The sequence below is a fragment of the Acidaminococcus hominis genome, from assembly GCF_022484025.1.
GTDB lineage: Bacteria > Bacillota > Negativicutes > Acidaminococcales > Acidaminococcaceae > Acidaminococcus > Acidaminococcus hominis.
In genome coordinates this window covers 351917-368254 of record NZ_JAKVMG010000001.1, presented here as the reverse complement: position 1 = coordinate 368254, position 16338 = coordinate 351917, and the positions used below count along the sequence as shown (strand labels likewise).

Here is a 16338-nt window from a genome sequence, read left to right as displayed (position 1 = left end):
TTCGTTACTGCAATTCCTGCATCAGTTGTTCAATGGCGTCGCCTGTGGCAAGGCCCATGGCAAAAGCCGTAGCCGAGCCTGCACAAATCCCCAGGCGCAGGGCATAGGTGTAATCTTGGGTCTTCTGGTAGCCAGCCAAAAAACCAGCTACCATGCTGTCCCCGGCCCCCACGGTGTTTACGGGAGTGCCGGCGGGAGCGGCGCTGGTATGCACCACGCCCTGTGCATCCACCAGGAGGGCACCGCCAGCTCCCAGGGAAATCAAAACGTTTCTGGCTCCCAGCCGCTGGAGTTCCAGGGCCGCGTCAACCAAGTCCTGCCGGGTTGGCAGGGGCCGCTGGAGCAGTTCTTCCAGTTCTTCCCGGTTGGGCTTAATCAGGAAGGGACCGGCGGGCAGGGCTGCTTTCAGCAGCTCACCTGTGGCGTCCACTACGCAGGGGACCTGCTTTGCCGCCATTTTGGCAGTCAGGTCCCAGTACAGGGTATCGGCCCCGCCGCTGGGCTTGGCCCCGGAAAGCACCAGCATATCCTCTGGGGTCAGTTGGTCCAGCTGGGCTTCCAACCGGGACAGATCCTCTGGGGACACCTGGGGCCCCTGGCCGTTGATGGCCGTTTCCTTGCTGCCCCGCACCTTGACGTTTATCCGGGAAAAGCCGCTGCTTACCGGCAGCAGCTCTGCGGGAATGCCGTACTGTGCCAAAAGGCGTTCAATCTCGTCCCCGGTAAAGCCGGCCTTAAAGCCCAGGGCTTTGGTAGAAACTCCCAGGTGGGTAAGAATAATGGACACGTTGATGCCCTTGCCCCCGGGGAAAATTTCCTCGGCCTGGGTCCGGTTGATGTTCCCCACCTGAAACTGGGGCACGGTCACCACATAATCCAGGCTGGGATTAAAGGTTACGGTATAAATCATAAAAGTTCCTCGCGTTCTTATAAATCGGTGAAATTAATTACGGAAATCCCCTGGCTTTTCACCAGGTCCAGGTTTTGGGGCGCTGTTACTGCGGTCAGTTCGGCTTCAAAATCGTGGTCCCACTGGATAGCTGGCTGGAGCACTGCGTTGTCCGTGCCCGGGTGCAGCATCACTTCCGTGGTGCCTTCCTGAAGCTGCAGCAGAATGGTCCGGAAATTGCTCAGGTCCACCGCCTCCCCGGCCACAATGCCGCCAAAGTAATCGGGGGTAAGAAAGCCCCTGGCCTTGGCCTTGGACCGGGCCCGCTCTGCCAGCAGATGAAGGCCCATACGGCCCACCTGCTCACCCAGGTTGCTTTTCCGGGTGGCCAGCAGGGACACAGGAATGGCGGGAATCCGCACCCGTTTTACCCCGCAGCCTTCGCAGAGGCTCAGGATAATGTCGATGATTCCCGGCAGCACGTGCATATGCTGGTGGCTGTCAGCGTGGGTGGGACGCAGGCCGGTGGCCAAAAAAGCTTCCAGCTGGGCCTTGCATTCTTTTTTCACGTCACTTCTGCGGACCTTGCCGCTGAGATACTGCTTCACAAACTCCTTGTGGCTGGGGAAGAATTCACCGGTCTTGGGGTCAATCAGGGACGGAATCTCCCTAATTGGCAGCACCGGTTTGCCGTTTACCAGGGTGAAATGGATGCCCAGTCCCAGTTCCGGGTGGGTTTTGGCAATATCCACCGCTTCCTGGAAGGCTTCCCCGGTAACCATTACCGTGGCAGAACGGATAAGCCCCTGCTCCACCCCTTGGCGCACCGCCGCATTAATATAGGAATGCCGGCCAAAATCGTCGGCATTAACAATCAACTTTTTGGTCATAATCTAAGCCTGCCCTTATTTGAATACTTGATATTCTATTGTATCGTAAAATGAGGAGCTTGTCACTTATGAAACGAAAAGCCGATGCAGGCTTTCCAGCAAATTGGTCAATTTTGTTAGTAGCTTGACAGGAACGTGCTTGTTTTGTAATATTTCTATTAATAGAAGAAGACTGGACCCTGATGAGGACCTGTTGACCAGCAGCTTGTTGGGGAGTACTCTCTTCTTCATGGCCAGAAGGGCGCAGGGCTTGCTGCGTTCTTTTTTTGTGGGAAAATAGGCACCTGGCTGGGACGGTACCGAAAGGCTGGTCAGGCAAAAGTGTTGCAGCTGGCCATTCGTTTCTTAGTAAAAGCTCCCCTAACAGCAGTTTTTCTCCGTTGTTCCTGGTTTCCCTACAACCGCAGCCAATTTAGCAGAAATCTGTGCTATAATGATTCCATATCAGTACTCTGGGATAGGAGCACTGAGAAAACGCACCAAGGAGCGCTACGCATGATCAACGAATACAAAACCCGTTCCCGGGTCTTTATAGGGGTGCTGGGGGCTTTGTCCTCCCTGCTTATGGCTTTCGAGTTTCCGCTGCCCTTTGCCCCGGCGTATATGAAATTTGAGATTTCCGATGTGGCGGCGATTATGGCGGGCTTTTTTCTGCGGCCCGGTGCAGCTGCTCTGACAGCCCTGATCAAGATTCTCATCAAGGTGTTTCTCACCGGCAGCAGTACGGCTTTTGTGGGAGAATGGATGGCCCTGTTCTGCAGCCTGGCCTATGTGCTGCCGGCGTCCTATTTCTACCACCAGTTCCGCACCACCCAAAGTGCCATTCCTGCGCTGCTGTTGGGTACGGGCTTTGCCAGCTTGTTTGCGGTGCTGGCCAACCGGTACGTGGCCCTGCCCCTGTACGTCAAGATGTTTGGGATTTCCCTAGATACCATTGTGAAAATGGGCTCCGCCACCAACCCTTTCGTGCACTCTCTCAATGGGTTTCTGCTGCTGACGGTATTTCCCTTTAACCTGATTAAATACGGAATTGTATCCCTGGTGAGCTTCCTGCTGTTCAAAAAATCCAGCAAAGCCCTGGCGGACCTGATCAACAAAAATCGCTAACGATAAACCTGAATGAAGAAAGGATGCTGAGTATGACTGTGGCTTTGGAACTAAAACCCCTGCCCTACGACCTGACGGTCTGCAAGGTGGCTTCTCCCAAGGAGCTGCCTTTGTCCAGTGATTTTTATTTTGTGGGGAAAACGGACGAGGAACTGTCCCTGGTCTGTCTGACTAAAGATGTACCGGCAGCAGCGGAACCCCGGGATGATGGCTGGAAGGCTTTCCGCATCCAGGGAGTCCTGGATTTTTCCCTGATGGGCATTTTGTCCAAACTGTCCGGAATTCTGGCCGAAAATCACATTGGCATTTTCGCCGTATCCACCTACAATACGGATTATATCCTGGTTAAGAAGGAAAACTTTACGAAGGCCCTGGACGTTTTGGCGGGGGCAGGCTACCTGATTCTGTAGCCAGCCGCCTATGGTCAACAAAAAAGGAAGAACAGCTTGAGGAGTACCTGAAGCCGTTCTTCCTTTTTATTTTTTCAAGGCCAATTCTTAGCCTTTATATTTCCCGCCAAAAACGGGGAATTTGCCGGCAGCGCCGTAATCGTCATAATGGACGTTTTTCAAGGTTTCCATATCGGCGTCACTGATGGTAAAGTCCACCGCGGCATTGCTCTTCATATGGTCGGGGTTTGCCGTCTTGGGCAACACCACCGTACCCAGCTGCAGGTCATAGCGCAGGCAGAGCTGGGGCACGGTTACGTTGTACTTGTGGGAAATTTCCTGCACGGCGCCAATGTTCATGGCTGCTCCGTGGGCAATGGGGGCGTAGGCTTCCACCTGGATGCCCTGGGTCTTGCAGTAGTCCAGGAGGGCTGCCGGGGTATGGCCCACATGGCACAGGACCTGGTCCACCATAGGTTTGGTGCCGCAATGCTTGATAATATTGTCCAGGTCTTCCTGAAGGAAGTTGGACACGCCAATGGCCCGGAGTTTCCCTGCCAGATAAGCATCTTCCAGGGCTTTCCAGACTTCTACGTTTTCTGCAAAATAACGGTTTTCCGACTGGTTTACCACTTTCCAGGGCTGGGGGCTATGGATAATCATCAAATCCAGGTAGTCCAGACCCATTTTTTCCAGGGTGGCGTCAATGGACGCTTTGGCGCTTTGGTAATCCTTGTGTTCTGCGGCCACCTTGCTGGTCACAAACAGCTTATCCCGGCTAATGCCGCAGGTGCGGATGCCTTCCCCTACCCCGGCTTCATTGCCGTAGGCCTGGGCCGTATCAAACAGGCGGTAGCCGATTTGCGCAGCGGCCCGGACGGCGTCTGCTGCGTCTTTGTCTTCAATAAACCAGGTACCCAAACCAAATACGGGAATGTGTACCCCATTGGCTAGCTGTAAGGTTTCGTCAAAAATCATCGTAATTCCTTCTTTCTATAAGTTCCGGCCGAAGTCATACAGCTTCTGCCGCATTTTCTCAGTTTTGTTCTGGCTGCCGGCGGCGGTAAAAATGCCCCGGTTCCGACACCCCAGATAGTCGATAAATACGTTTTTGTACCAGGTTTCTACCGCAGCGTACACCCCGGGAGAACCGGAGCTAAGAAGCAGTGCGCTGTCCCGGATGGTACGGGGCATACCGGTGGCGTGCATCCGCTGGATGGCTGCCAGCAGCTGGGCCGAAGCCTCAAAAAAATAGATGGGACTGGCCAGCACCAGCAGCTCCGCCTGCCCTAGGGCTGCGATAACCTGGGGGTGGTCGTCCTTTTGGATGCACTTGCCCTGGCCCCTGCCGTGGCAGTACTCACAGCCCAAGCACCCGGCAATTTTCATAGAGGCCACCGGCAGCACGGTCACGGTATGACCGGCTTCTTGGGCTCCTTCTCTAAAGGCGTCCACCAGGAAGGCGGTATTGCCGTGGGGCCGGGGACTGCCGTTAAGCACCACGATATTCACTTGGCATAGACCTCCTTGGCATAGCGGAAGGCGGCCCAGGCTTTGGGCCACCCAGCGTAGAAAGCAGCCTGGGTGAGGATTTCCGCCATTTCTTCTTTGGTTACGCCGTTTTCCCTGGCTTTGGCAATATGGAATTTCAGGGAGCTGTCCAGCACACCGCTGGCCATAAGCGCCGTTACCGTAACAATGCTCCGGGTCTTCAGGGGCAGTTCTTTTTCCCGGGCCCAAACTTCCCCAAACAGAACGTCATCATTCAAATGGGCGAACTCCGGTGCAAAGTCTCCCAATTGATCTTTGCCTGCAGTGACTTTTGCCATGATTGCTTCCTCCTATTTCAACTTGTTATAGTCTTCAGCGGCTACGGGTTCCAGCCACTCGGTGGAACTGTTTTCGCCGGGAACGCCAATGGACAGGTGCTGGAACCATTCATTTTGGGCAGCGCCGTGCCAGTGTTTCACTCCTTCGGGGATATTCACCACATCGCCGGGCTTCAGTTCCCGGGCAGGTTTGCCCCATTCCTGGTACCAGCCCCGGCCGGCGGTGACAATGAGAATCTGGCCGCCGCCCTTGGACGCATGGTGAATATGCCAGTTGTTCCGGCAGCCCGGTTCAAAGGTTACGTTGGAAATATGCACCTGCTCCTTGGAAATGGGATACAGGTAGCTTTGTCCTACAAAATATTTGGCATAGGCATCATTGGTCTTGCCAATAGGAAATACGCTGAGTTCTTTCATGATTATTCCTCCACCCTTTCAAATTTGATTTTGGTATCGCCCAGGTTTTTGAAAAACGTTACGTCATCAGCAATGTGCCCGATGGGCTGCTGTTCAAAGATTTCCCCATTCTGGGCATAGAGAATCACCAGGCTGCCCCGGGGCGGCCAATAGGAAATATCGCCAATTTTGTAGCCGGTATACTTGGCTTCTTTGGCAGGCAGGCTGCCCTTGCCCATCCGGAAGCACATTTCCCGTTCATATAAATTCTGCATGGAATAGGTCTGGGGCAATTTGTTCCACAGCGCCCGGACAGCTTCGTTTTCCTGCAATTTGGCAACGAGAACGTGTTTCCCTGCCGTTATTTTGATTTTGCGTTCTTTTTCGGTCATGCTGCATCCCGCTTTCTTGAGGATTTGCCAGAAAGAAAGGAGCCTGACAGGCTTCCTTTTCCTTACAAGTACACTATAATCCTTTTGCAGGCGTATGTAAAAGGCCTATATTTTATAAAGCGTTATACAATTTATGCATGGAAGTTTCAGCGGACTCCCTGCCAAAAACGCCATTTTTCAGCGCAAAAAAGCCAGGCAAAAGGAGGCTTCCTTCTGTCTGGCTCTGCTGCGGTTCCAGCCGTATTTTTTCTGCTGTCTTAGCGTCTGGCCTTACCGGTAAGCTGCTCTACCTGCATCTCATAGACCCGGGTTCTGTCTTTAGCGGCCTGGGTATATTTGGCGCCCTTTTCCAGAAATTGGGGTGCGTACTTGGTGCCAAACTTCAAAAGGCCCTGAACCTTTTCTTCCCCGGTGAGTTCCCGCAGGGTACCAAAACAAATGGCGGAAATATACCGGGTGCTGAATTGCTCCGGCAGAGGCTCGGTAGGGCCTACGACCGTAAAGCAGGCCTTGGAGCAATAGGCCAGGTTGTCGATTTTATGCCCTTCCACAGCACAATGGAAGGTGATCAGGCCGGGATCCTCGTACACAAAGGAAATGGGCACGCCGTAGGGATACCCGTCCCTGCCCATGGTGGACAGGACGCCATACTGCTGTTGTTTCAACAAAGCAATGGCTTCCTCGTTGGGAATCTGCCGATCTTTCCGTCGCATTTCGTACATAAGTTTTACTCTCCTTAAACTTTCTTTCTAATATATAGTAATCCTACTGTCTTAGTATTATACTCCTTGCGAATTTCCTGACAAGGGGTCCTGGGAATTATTTCAGGGCTCCTTCCAGCTTCAGCAAAGCCGTTTTCCGTTCAAGGCCCCCGGCGTAGCCGGTCAGGCTTCCGTCCGTGCCAATAACCCGGTGGCAGGGCACTACCAGGGAAATGGGATTGCTGCCCACGGCACCCCCGATGGCCCGGGCGGCTTTGGGTTTCCCCAAGGCTTTGGCCAGTTGACCATAGGTAACGGTGCTGCCGTAAGGAATTTGCAGAAGCTGCTCCCAGACTTTTTTCTGAAACGCCGTGCCTATAAATTCCAGAGCCGGTGTTGTTTTTGGCTGCTTGCCGGCAAAATACGTATTCAGCCAGGTACAGGTTTCCTGCAGCACGGGCACCAGTTTTTCCTCCCGGTTTTCTGCCAAAGTACTGCCAAAAGCCTTTTGGCCGCTGAACCACAGGCCCACCAGTTTGTCCCCATTGGCGGCCAGCACCACTTCCCCCAGGGGAGAGGAATAGTTCCAGGTATATTGCATTATTTCTTCGCCTCTTTCTTTTTCTTGGGTGCCGGATCGGTCAGCCCCGGAATGGCGCCCCCGGCCACTTCCCAAAAGTACAGGCTGGCTACGGAGCCGTAGGGGGACAAACGCCTTTGAATCCGGGCAAACTGCTTCTTATCGATGCGGCGGTGGCGGTAGACCATGCGCAGCCCCCGCTGGATGCCCAGGTCGTCAAAGCTCAGCACATTGGGCCGCAGCAGGGTAAAAAGCAGCAGCATTTCCGCGGTCCACCGGCCAATACCCTTCAGGGAGCTAAGCCGTGCAATGACTTCTTCGTCGGGAAGCTCCGTCAAGGCTTCCAGGTCAAATTCTCCGCTGAGCACCTTTTGAGTAAATTCCAAAATGTAGGTGGCTTTCCGGGAGGAGACCCCCTGGGCCTGGAGGTTCTCCTGCCCCAGGGCCGCCACGTTTTCCGGGGTGACAGTACCAGCGGCTGCCGAGAGCCGGCCCCAAATGGCAGCCTGGGCCTTGCCGGAAATCTGCTGCCCCACAATGTGATGGACCACAGCGCTGTACAAGCCGGGCATCACTTCCCATTCCAAATGGCCCAGCTGGTCGATGACCGCCCCCAGTTTCTTGTCCTTGCTTTTCAGATAGCTGATTTCTTTTTCGCCGTAAGGATATAACATGGCCATCCCTCCCGTTTCTCTATGCTTTTATTCTAGCATAAAGCCCTGAAAAACATAGCTTGGAATCAGGGAAAAATAAGAGGAAATTGCCAAAAAATATCCCCACTGCCAGGCCGAAGCCTTACAATGGGGATATTGTCATTTTTCCCAGTGTTCAGGTGGGTATTCTTTTGCACAGTTGGTAAAAATTTACCCAGCTGCTATGGAGTCCCTCTCCGCTTTGCCGTTCTCAGCCGTTATAGAAAGCGGTAAGCAATGCGTTGATGGCATCCTGGTCATCAGCGCCCATGGTTTCTCTGGCAGAATGCATAGCCAACAGAGCCACGCCGATATCCATGGTGCGGATGGGGGTCAGGGCAGAGGCCATGGAGCCCAAGGTGGAGCCGCCCTTCACATCACTGCGGTTCACAAACAGCTGGCAGGGAATGTGGTTGGCTTCGCACAGGCCCTTTACAATAGCAACAGCTTCAGCGTCACCGGCGTAGGACTGGGAGCAGGCTTGTTTCAGTACCAGACCGCCGTTCAGCACAGGTTTGTTAGTGATGTCGCATTTGTCCACATGGTTGGGATGCAGGGCATGGGCCACGTCCACGGACAGCATAAAGCCGGAAGCCAGGTCCTCGAACAGGTCTTCCTCATTAAAGCCCAAAGCCTTGTACACCCGGCGCAGCAGGTGGTCCAGTACCAGGGAATCGGCACCCTGTTTGGTCTTGGAACCAACTTCTTCGTTGTCAAACAGGGCAGCCACCCGGATGCCGCTGCCTTCGTTGTTGATGATGCCGGTCAGGCAGGCGAAGCAGGAGGTCAGGTTGTCCAGGCGGGCGGAAGAGATGAACTCGTCCTTCAAGCCGAAGGTGCAGCCTTGTTCAAAGGGATAGGTGGACAGTTCGAAGCTCAGAATGTCTTCGGCTTTGCAGCCCAGTTCCCCGGCCAGGAAGTTCACGAAGAAATGGGGATCCTTTTCGTCCTGACCCAGCATGGTAGCCAGGGGCAGCACGTCCTTTTGCTTATTCCATTTGTAGCCGTCGTTGACTTCCCGGTTCATATGGATGGCCAGGTTGGCCATGGTGAGCAGCGGCCGTTTGAAGTCCACCAGGTGTACCTTGGGAGCAAAGGGTTTGTCCGTACGGGTCACAATCTTGCCGGCCAAGCCCAGAGGACGATCCAGCCAGGTGCTGACAATCATGCCGCCGTAGCCTTCTACGTTCAGGGTCCCGTAGCCGTTGGTGTTGATTTCCGCAGCCGGTTTCAGCCGGAAGCAGGGGAAGTCCGTATGGGCAGCCGCCATCTTCAGGCCCCGTTCCCCGGCTTTGCCGGTACGAAAGGCAATGAGGGCGGAATCAAAAATCTTTACGTAATACTTGCCGTCATCGGCCAGTTTCCAGTCTTCAGTCAGGGACAGGCCTTCAAAGCCGTTGTCCTGCAGCAGCTTTTCGCTGGTTTGTACCGTATGATAAGGGGACGTGCTGGTTTGGATGAAGTCAAGCAGAGCTTTTGTACTTTGTTTCATGGGAATTCCTCCTTGAATTGGCTCGAAATAATAACTATTCCGAAATGTTGTACAAACTGAACAAATATATTATAAAATAGTTCGGCAAAGTATTCAAGAAGATTGAAAAATATGATAAGATATTATCAACCGTATTATATTTTACAAAGGAGGCAATTCAATTGGACAACAAAAATGAATCCAGCAACACATCGAACAAGTACCTATCTTGGAAATCCCTAGCGCTGATGACCTTCACAGCCGTATGGGGCTTCGGCAACGTGGTGAACGGCTACGCAAACCAGGGCTTAAAGGCTGTGGTATCGTGGATCCTGATGTTCACCCTGTACTTTGTTCCCTACGCTTTGATGGTAGGCGAAATGGGGTCTACCTTCAAGGAAAGCAAAGGCGGCGTTTCTTCCTGGATCCGTTCCACCACCACGACCAAGCTGGCCTACTTCGCAGGCTGGACCTACTGGATCGTACACATGCCTTATCTGGCACAGAAACCTCAGAACATCATCATCGCCTGCGGCTGGGCAACCTTAGGCAACGGCACGCTCACCAAAATGATTGCGCCCCTGCCTCTGCAGCTGACCGCTCTTGTTATTTTCTTCTTCTTCCTGTGGTATGCATCTCGGGGCATTGGAGCCTTAAAGCGCATCGGCGCTTTGGCCGGTTCCTCCATGTTCGTCATGTCCCTGCTGTATATCGTCCTTGCCCTGGCCGCACCGCATCTGACCACCGCCAAGACCTTTACCTACAGCCTGGATTGGAATACCCTGATGCCCACCTTCGACTTTGACTACATGACCACCCTGGCCATTCTGGTCTTTGCCGTAGGCGGCTGCGAAAAGTTGTCTCCTTATGTAAACAACCTGGAAAAACCTTCTTCTGAATTCCCCAAGGCCATGATTTTCATGGCTGCCATGGTAGCTATCACTGCACTCCTGGGAACCTTTGCCATGGGCCTGATGTTCGACCCCAACAACATTCCCAAGGACCTGATGATGAACGGTGCTTACTACAGCTTCCTGAAGCTGGGTGAATACTATGGTGTGGGCAGAACCTTCCTGGTTATCTATGCTATCTGCAACGTGCTGGGCCAGTCCGCCACCCTGGCCATCTCCATCGATGCGCCCATCAAGATTCTGCTGGGCGACGTAGATCCGCAGTTCGTTCCCAAATCTTTCACCAAAATCAATGCCAACGGCGTGCCTGTAACCGGCTACAAACTGACTGCCGTACTGGTCAGCATTCTGCTGATTGTTCCGGCTCTGGGCATCGGCGATATGACCACCCTGTACAACTGGCTGATCCGTCTGAACGCTGTGTGCATGCCCCTGCGGTATCTGTGGGTATTTGTTGCCTACATCATGCTGAAGAAACACTCCGACAAATTTGCCGCTACCTACCAATTTGTAAAGAGCAAAGGCGTAGGTATGGTATTCGGCGGCTGGTGCTTCTTCTTCACCGCTTACGCCTGCATCATGGGGATGTTCCCCCGCGGCGTCCAAAGCGGTACCAGCGGCTGGTACTTCCAGTTTGCCATGAACATCATCACCCCTGTGGTGCTGCTGGGCATCGGCCTGATTTTGCCTGAACTGGCTAAAAAAGAACGGGAACAGGGCAAATAAGCCTTCCCATGAGTTCTCGTTCCTAAAAAAATACCGTCCATTGCGCGTCCAATCGCAGTGGGCGGTATTTTTTATGGCTTTCCAACCAACGGGCCGGGCCTGGGCCAGAAGAGTAAGGCAGTTCAGCCAACTGGCGGCAAGTATGTGAGAAGAAACGACTCCCCCAGCCCGTCAGGACTGAGGGAGTTTTTTCGCAAAGCGTCAATTCAAATGGATTTTCCGTTTGTCGTTCATAACGGCAGACAGCCGGTGGGAAATGGACAGAACGGTTCTGCCTTCAGCGGCAGCTTCCAGGGCTTCCAGGATATTCTGCTCGGTTTCGCTGTCCAAGTTGGCGGTGATTTCGTCCAGCAGCAAGAGCCTGGGAGACGTAACCACAGCCCGGGCAATGGACAGCAGCTGGAGCTGACCTCGGGAGAAAAGACCGCTGGACATAGGTGTATCCAGCTGCTCCGGCAGGGCCCGAACCACCGCTTCCAGCCGGGAAAGGCGCAGGGCAGCCCAGATTTCCTCATCTGTAATGGCTGGGTCAAACAGGGCAATCTGGTCTCTCAGGTTTCCCTGTATAGCCTGGAAATCCTGCTCCACACAGCCGTACACTCGGCGTTTGGCCGCATCCGGAATAGCCTGGGGATTTTCCCCAAAAAGCCGGATGGCGCCGCCCTGGGGTTGGTACAGACCCAGCAGCAGCTTAAAAATGGTGCTTTTCCCGGCGCCGCTGCGGCCCAGGATGAATACGTGTTCCCCAGGAGCAATGGTAAAGGACAGCTGTTTTAAAATGGGCAAACTGGGGTCGTAGCCAAAGGTCACCTGGTCAAACACCACGGCAGGGGCGTTCTCCTCTGGTTTTTCCGCCTCCGGCACCACCCGGTCGGGCACGTTTAAAAAGTCGCTGATATGCCGTATACCTGCAATGGCGGTCTGGATATTCTGGAGCTCCATGCCGATGTTCTCAATCGGCGCAAAGAGCTTGCCCACGTAGGAAATCACGGCTACCGCAGACCCTACGCTGAGGCCAAACAGTCCCTGCAGCTCCAGCCCGGACACGGCGGCAACCATCATGACTGCCACCACGGCAGCCTGGACGATTTGGATAATGGGAGAATAAATTCCATCGTAGAAATTGGAACGGTTTACGGCGTTATAGCTGTCGCTGATGTAAGCGTCGTAGCGGGATTCCATGTACTTTTCCTTCCCCAGCACGTGGATCATGCGGATGTTCCGGATGGTTTCCGGTACGTGGTTGCTGACCCGGCCGATGGCCTGCCGGTTGTCCCGCTGGGCCACCAGGGTTGCCCGCTGAAAATGCCTGGTCAGAAGGAACAGGAAGGGCGTAAGAATCACCAGCAGGATTGCCAGGCCCGGACATTCGGTAAAGATGATGCCCAGGATGCCGATGAGCTTAAAGCTGTCGGCCAGCATCCCCACAATGCCATCGGAATACAGGGTATCAATGGTGTCGGCATCGTTGACGAAAACACTGGTAATCTGACCGGCAGGGTGTTTGGTAAAGTAGTCGGCGGGCAGCCGGTCCAGCTTGGCGCACAGCACGGAACGGATGCCGTGGGTAATTTTCTGGCCGAAGATGGTAATGGCGCTGTTCTGAGCCGTTTCAAACAGGTCGGAAACAATTACCAGCAGCAAATAGCCGGCGGACAGGCGGAAAGAAATCCCCTTCCCCGCCGTCAGTTCGTTGATTACCCGTTTCAGCACCAGGGGCGGCAGCAGGCTGGTTACTACGGAAGCCACTATCAGGGCTACCAGCAACAGTACGGCCCCAGGATGGGTCTTTAAGGAAGTTTTTACGGAAGCAATCACGGGAGCGTAGGTGCTTTGCTTATTTTGCATCTAAATCCACCCCCTCTGCCTGTTTCTGGTACAGCTCCGCATACTCCGGCTGGGAATCCAGCAGCTCCTGATGGGTGCCGAAGGTGCCGGTGCCATCATGAAGAAACAGTACGTGGTCAAACTCCGGAAAATGGAGCAGCCGATGGGAAATCAGCAGGATAACTGCCTCCGGGCACAGGGTCCGAAGATTGTTCAAAATGCGGCTTTCCCCCTTGGGGTCCACGGCAGAAAAGGGGTCGTCCAGCACCAGCAGGGGCCTGGCATGGGCCAGGGTCCGGGCCAGGGCGATTCTTGCCTGCTGGCCGCCAGAAAGCTGGGTGCCGCTGCTGCCGGCCAGGGAATTTTCCTTATCCGGCAGGGCGGCCACTTCCTGGTCCAGGCACACGGCCCGCAGATAGGACCAAACGTCGATTGGGTCGCCCAACGTGATGTTTTCCGCAATGGAAGCGGTCATCAGCTCCGGTTCGTGGCCCATATAGGAAATCAGGGCCTTCCGTTTCTCCGGGGACAGGGCGCGAAAATCCGTGCCGTTTAAGGTAATAGTCCCCACCCAGGGCACCTCCCCAATAAAGATTTTCCCCAGCATACTCTTGCCGCAGGCCACCCTGCCGGTAATACCCACAATATCCCCGGGCTGGGCAGTAAGACAAATCTGGCGCAGTACGGGAGAAGACTCATCGTACTGGCAGCTGACCTGGTCCAGTACCAGGGTTACCGGCCGGGCTTTTTCCAGCTTGCTGCTTTCCCGCTCTGTTACCTGAAGCTGGAGCAGCGGCTTTAACCGTACCCAGGAAACCTGGGCTTTCTGCACGGCGTTAAACAGCTTGGCCGCATGGCTGGTTTTTACCGCCAGTTTAGTAAAGCAGGCCACATAGGTGGTAAAGCCGGCAATGTCCCACTGGACCCAGCCCGTTCCCAACACGTTTCGGGAACCGAAATAGAAGATGATCAGCATCCCGCACATGGCAATGGCATCGTAGATGGGCATCATACTGCCTTCAAAAATATTGGCCCGGGCGCTGGCCCGTTCATAGGCCGCCAACTGGGCCTCGTAACCCGTATCCCGATTCTTTTCCCGGCCAGTAATCCGGTAGGTCAGGGCATGGCTCACCCGGTCCATGGTCAGTTGGTTCAGCTGGGCTTCGCAGGCCTTGTAGGCACTGTTGGTTTCGCTGACAATTTTCTTCAGCCAATTGGCCATGGCGTAAGCAACGGGAATCACCAGGCAGGCCAGAAGCGTCAGCCGCCAGTCGTAACCCAGCAGCAGGGCCAGATACACCACCATCACCACTCCGGTATCAAAAACTTCAGTGGTAAATTTCCGCATGCCCTCGGAACAGGCGTCCACATCGGACACGGCCTTGGTCATCATATTCCCCAAATTCTCCCGGCGCAGCTCCTTGCTGTCCATATGCACCAGGCTGTGGTACAGGGTGTGGCGCATGAGCCAACCAATCTGGGCGGAAAAAATCCGGACGCTGTAGCGCTTCCCTGCCCGCATGACCTGGACCAGCGCCAGCACTGCCACATAGCTGAGTGCCAGTTTCACCATGTCCAGGGGGACAGCCCGGTGCTGGAGAATGTCGTACAGGCACTGGGCCATTTGACCTTCAAAATAGGGTCCCGCCCCCATACCCACGTTATAAAGAATCCCGGTAATGGTCACAATGACCAAAATGGGTGCCTCTGCCTTAAAATAGGAGAGGATTTTGGCCGGCTCTTCCACCCGGCGTTCCTTATGGTTTTTCACGCTGCTCAGCTCCCCTGCCAACTGTTTGTTATCGCTCTAATACAGAGTAGTATACTCCTTTCCCTGCCAAAAGAGGTTCCAGCATTTATAAATTTTTCGTGAAAAAAGCTGTGAAAAGCAAAAGCGCTTCTCACAGCTCCAGACAGTTATTCTCTTATTTCACTCCGTATTTCCGTTTCAGCCTGCTGAAATAGCGGTAAAACATGGGACCGGTGGTGCAAACCGCTACAGTATCCGCAATGGGTTCCGCCAAGAACACCCCTGTAACAGGTTCTGCCACCAGATGGGGCAGAATGAAAATCAAGGGAATCAGCAGAATGATTTTCCGCCAAATGGTTAGGAAAATGGCAGTAGGGGCCTGGTCCAAGGCCACAAAGCTATATTGGCAGGCCACCTGGACCCCATACAGGAACAGCATGGACAGGTAGATACGGATAGCCCCTGAAGAGTACTGGATCAGCTGGGCATTGTCCGTAAAGATGGCTGCCACCCAGTCCGGCCGCAGCATGCACAGCGCCCAGATGAGGCAGGAGCCGGCAACACAGGATACCAACAGGTCGCGAAAACAGTCCCGAACCCTGTCAATTTTCTCCGCGCCCAGATTATAACTGAGAATGGGCTGTGCTCCCTGAACCAGTCCGGGCAGCAGCAGCATGACAAACTGCATAATGGAATTCATGATGCTCATGGAACTGACGGCCATATCCCCACCAAAACGCTGGAGGGAAGTATTAAAGGAAATGGCTACCATATTTTCCGTCAGCTGCATCAGGGCAGGACTGGTCCCCAGGAGGATGCAGGGCAGCAGCAAATCCCGGCGAAAAACAATATTCTTTAACCGCAGCTTTAGGGTGCTGTGCCGAGACAGAAGAAAGCCTACCACGCAAAGGGCAGAAACTCCCTGGGACAGTATGGTAGCCAGAGCTGCCCCCTCTACGCCCCAGTGCAGCAAATTAATTATGACATAGTCCAAAACCACGTTGCAGACGGCTCCCACAGCCACATTCAGCATACTGATTTTTGTAAAGCCTTCTGCGGTGATAAAGGCATTGAGCCCCAGGGTCAGCTGAATCAGCACCGTCCCCAGACAGTAAATATTCATATAGTCCAAGGCATAGCCAATGGTACCGGAGCTGGCCCCAAAAAGCAGCAGCACCGGACGGCCGCACAAACGCATGAACACCGTGAGCAGCAGGGACAGCACCAAAATCATCCAGGTACAGGTCCCCAGGATTTCCTCTGCAGCCGGGTAATTCTGCCGTCCCATCATAATGGAGGCTTTGGGGGCACCGCCCATACTGACCAAGGCTGCCAGGGCGGATATGGCCAGAATCACCGGGGTGGTAATCCCCACCCCAGCCAGGGCCAGCGGTCCTTCCACGGGGATATGGCCGATAAACATCTTGTCCACCAGATTGTAGAGGATATTGATCATTTGGGCCAAAATAGCGGGTACGGCCAGGGAGAAAAAGAGACGATGGATGGGTCCGGTGCCTAAAAGGCTTTCCTGTTCTCCCTTCCTGTTTCCCAGGGTAAGCTTCTGCTCCTGCTTTTCCATAACCATCCCGTCCTTCATAACTCCTGCCGTTTGCGGTAAAACACCGCAGCGCCTTGGCAGGAGCATTAGATTTCTGCGGCCTGCCAGGCTGCCAGCACCCGCAATATTCGTTATTTTCATTCAAACAGTTTTGCAGTGCAAAAGTCAATACTCATTCTTTTCAGAGTAAGAAAGACCAAGCTAACGGCAAAAAATACCCTGCAAAAGGC

General features: G+C 54.1%; 17 protein-coding genes. 3 read left to right on the top strand and 14 right to left on the bottom strand.

All coding sequences use genetic code 11. The features are described 5' to 3' along the window. Positions 1 to 4 precede the first annotated feature (4 nt). Together pfkB and LKE88_RS01775 are read right to left on the bottom strand one after the other, a co-directional pair. On the bottom strand, positions 5 to 910 hold the full coding sequence (gene pfkB, locus LKE88_RS01780; protein ID WP_105325589.1) for a 1-phosphofructokinase: 906 nt from the start codon (positions 908 to 910) through the stop codon (positions 5 to 7). A gap of 17 nt (positions 911 to 927) precedes the next feature. After that, complete coding sequence (locus LKE88_RS01775; protein ID WP_105325590.1) at positions 928 to 1779, bottom strand: ChbG/HpnK family deacetylase; 852 nt, start codon at positions 1777 to 1779, stop codon at positions 928 to 930. Between the two features lie 495 nt (positions 1780 to 2274). On the opposite strand from LKE88_RS01775, the gene LKE88_RS01770 reads away from it, so the two are divergent. After that, the gene (locus tag LKE88_RS01770; protein WP_105325591.1) at positions 2275 to 2886 is read left to right on the top strand and encodes an ECF transporter S component; all 612 of its coding nucleotides are present in this window, start codon (positions 2275 to 2277) and stop codon (positions 2884 to 2886) included. Between the two features lie 44 nt (positions 2887 to 2930). Then, entirely contained in the window at positions 2931 to 3296 is a 366-nt protein-coding gene (locus LKE88_RS01765) for an ACT domain-containing protein (RefSeq protein ID WP_105325752.1), read from the top strand. Between the two features lie 87 nt (positions 3297 to 3383). Here LKE88_RS01765 and LKE88_RS01760 read toward each other — a convergent pair whose 3' ends face one another. The 9 genes from LKE88_RS01760 to LKE88_RS01720 all read right to left on the bottom strand — a co-directional run bounded on the left by LKE88_RS01760 (position 3384) and on the right by LKE88_RS01720 (position 9357). Further along, on the bottom strand, positions 3384 to 4253 hold the full coding sequence (locus tag LKE88_RS01760; protein WP_118286673.1) for an aldo/keto reductase: 870 nt from the start codon (positions 4251 to 4253) through the stop codon (positions 3384 to 3386). 15 nt (positions 4254 to 4268) lie between these two features. Beyond that, on the bottom strand, positions 4269 to 4787 hold the full coding sequence (locus tag LKE88_RS01755; RefSeq protein WP_105325593.1) for a flavodoxin family protein: 519 nt from the start codon (positions 4785 to 4787) through the stop codon (positions 4269 to 4271). Continuing rightward, the gene (locus LKE88_RS01750) at positions 4784 to 5104 is read right to left on the bottom strand and encodes a carboxymuconolactone decarboxylase family protein (protein ID WP_105325594.1); all 321 of its coding nucleotides are present in this window, start codon (positions 5102 to 5104) and stop codon (positions 4784 to 4786) included. Before LKE88_RS01750 ends, LKE88_RS01755 begins: the two co-directional genes overlap by 4 nt. A gap of 12 nt (positions 5105 to 5116) precedes the next feature. Then, positions 5117 to 5521: a cupin domain-containing protein gene (locus LKE88_RS01745; RefSeq protein ID WP_105325595.1), complete on the bottom strand. Its 405-nt coding sequence runs from the start codon at positions 5519 to 5521 to the stop codon at positions 5117 to 5119. A gap of 2 nt (positions 5522 to 5523) precedes the next feature. Continuing rightward, on the bottom strand, positions 5524 to 5892 hold the full coding sequence (locus LKE88_RS01740; protein WP_105325596.1) for a cyclophilin-like fold protein: 369 nt from the start codon (positions 5890 to 5892) through the stop codon (positions 5524 to 5526). 257 nt (positions 5893 to 6149) lie between these two features. Then, complete coding sequence (locus LKE88_RS01735; protein ID WP_118286674.1) at positions 6150 to 6614, bottom strand: pyridoxamine 5'-phosphate oxidase family protein; 465 nt, start codon at positions 6612 to 6614, stop codon at positions 6150 to 6152. 97 nt (positions 6615 to 6711) lie between these two features. Continuing rightward, on the bottom strand, positions 6712 to 7194 hold the full coding sequence (locus LKE88_RS01730; protein ID WP_105325597.1) for a methylated-DNA--[protein]-cysteine S-methyltransferase: 483 nt from the start codon (positions 7192 to 7194) through the stop codon (positions 6712 to 6714). Next, complete coding sequence (locus LKE88_RS01725; protein WP_105325598.1) at positions 7194 to 7847, bottom strand: DNA-3-methyladenine glycosylase family protein; 654 nt, start codon at positions 7845 to 7847, stop codon at positions 7194 to 7196. The genes LKE88_RS01730 and LKE88_RS01725 overlap by 1 nt, the downstream gene beginning before the upstream one ends. Before the next feature lie 229 nt (positions 7848 to 8076). After that, positions 8077 to 9357, bottom strand: coding sequence for a M18 family aminopeptidase (locus LKE88_RS01720; protein ID WP_105325599.1), 1281 nt, complete (start codon positions 9355 to 9357; stop codon positions 8077 to 8079). A 161-nt stretch (positions 9358 to 9518) separates the two neighbouring features. Here LKE88_RS01720 and LKE88_RS01715 point away from each other — a divergent pair, with 161 nt between their 5' ends. Then, a complete protein-coding gene (locus LKE88_RS01715; protein WP_231085822.1) occupies positions 9519 to 10973 on the top strand; it encodes an amino acid permease in 1455 nt (484 codons plus the stop codon). 201 nt (positions 10974 to 11174) lie between these two features. Here the strand turns inward: LKE88_RS01715 and LKE88_RS01710 are convergent, their stop codons facing one another. From LKE88_RS01710 to LKE88_RS01700, 3 genes are all read right to left on the bottom strand, one after another. Next, entirely contained in the window at positions 11175 to 12821 is a 1647-nt protein-coding gene (locus LKE88_RS01710) for an ABC transporter ATP-binding protein (RefSeq protein WP_105325600.1), read from the bottom strand. Continuing rightward, entirely contained in the window at positions 12811 to 14571 is a 1761-nt protein-coding gene (locus LKE88_RS01705; RefSeq protein WP_231085820.1) for an ABC transporter ATP-binding protein, read from the bottom strand. Before LKE88_RS01705 ends, LKE88_RS01710 begins: the two co-directional genes overlap by 11 nt. Before the next feature lie 154 nt (positions 14572 to 14725). After that, positions 14726 to 16102, bottom strand: coding sequence for an MATE family efflux transporter (locus LKE88_RS01700; RefSeq protein WP_420839279.1), 1377 nt, complete (start codon positions 16100 to 16102; stop codon positions 14726 to 14728). Positions 16103 to 16338: the final 236 nt, after the last annotated feature.

Coding starts and splice junctions, on each gene's coding strand:
- pfkB (WP_105325589.1), bottom strand. CDS start 910: ATGATTTATACCGTAACCTTTAATCCCAGCCTGGATTATGTGGTGACC.
- LKE88_RS01775 (WP_105325590.1), bottom strand. CDS start 1,779: ATGACCAAAAAGTTGATTGTTAATGCCGACGATTTTGGCCGGCATTCC.
- LKE88_RS01770 (WP_105325591.1), top strand. CDS start 2,275: ATGATCAACGAATACAAAACCCGTTCCCGGGTCTTTATAGGGGTGCTG.
- LKE88_RS01760 (WP_118286673.1), bottom strand. CDS start 4,253: ATGATTTTTGACGAAACCTTACAGCTAGCCAATGGGGTACACATTCCC.
- LKE88_RS01750 (WP_105325594.1), bottom strand. CDS start 5,104: ATGGCAAAAGTCACTGCAGGCAAAGATCAATTGGGAGACTTTGCACCG.
- LKE88_RS01745 (WP_105325595.1), bottom strand. CDS start 5,521: ATGAAAGAACTCAGCGTATTTCCTATTGGCAAGACCAATGATGCCTAT.
- LKE88_RS01740 (WP_105325596.1), bottom strand. CDS start 5,892: ATGACCGAAAAAGAACGCAAAATCAAAATAACGGCAGGGAAACACGTT.
- LKE88_RS01735 (WP_118286674.1), bottom strand. CDS start 6,614: ATGTACGAAATGCGACGGAAAGATCGGCAGATTCCCAACGAGGAAGCC.
- LKE88_RS01730 (WP_105325597.1), bottom strand. CDS start 7,194: ATGCAATATACCTGGAACTATTCCTCTCCCCTGGGGGAAGTGGTGCTG.
- LKE88_RS01725 (WP_105325598.1), bottom strand. CDS start 7,847: ATGTTATATCCTTACGGCGAAAAAGAAATCAGCTATCTGAAAAGCAAG.
- LKE88_RS01720 (WP_105325599.1), bottom strand. CDS start 9,357: ATGAAACAAAGTACAAAAGCTCTGCTTGACTTCATCCAAACCAGCACG.
- LKE88_RS01710 (WP_105325600.1), bottom strand. CDS start 12,821: ATGCAAAATAAGCAAAGCACCTACGCTCCCGTGATTGCTTCCGTAAAA.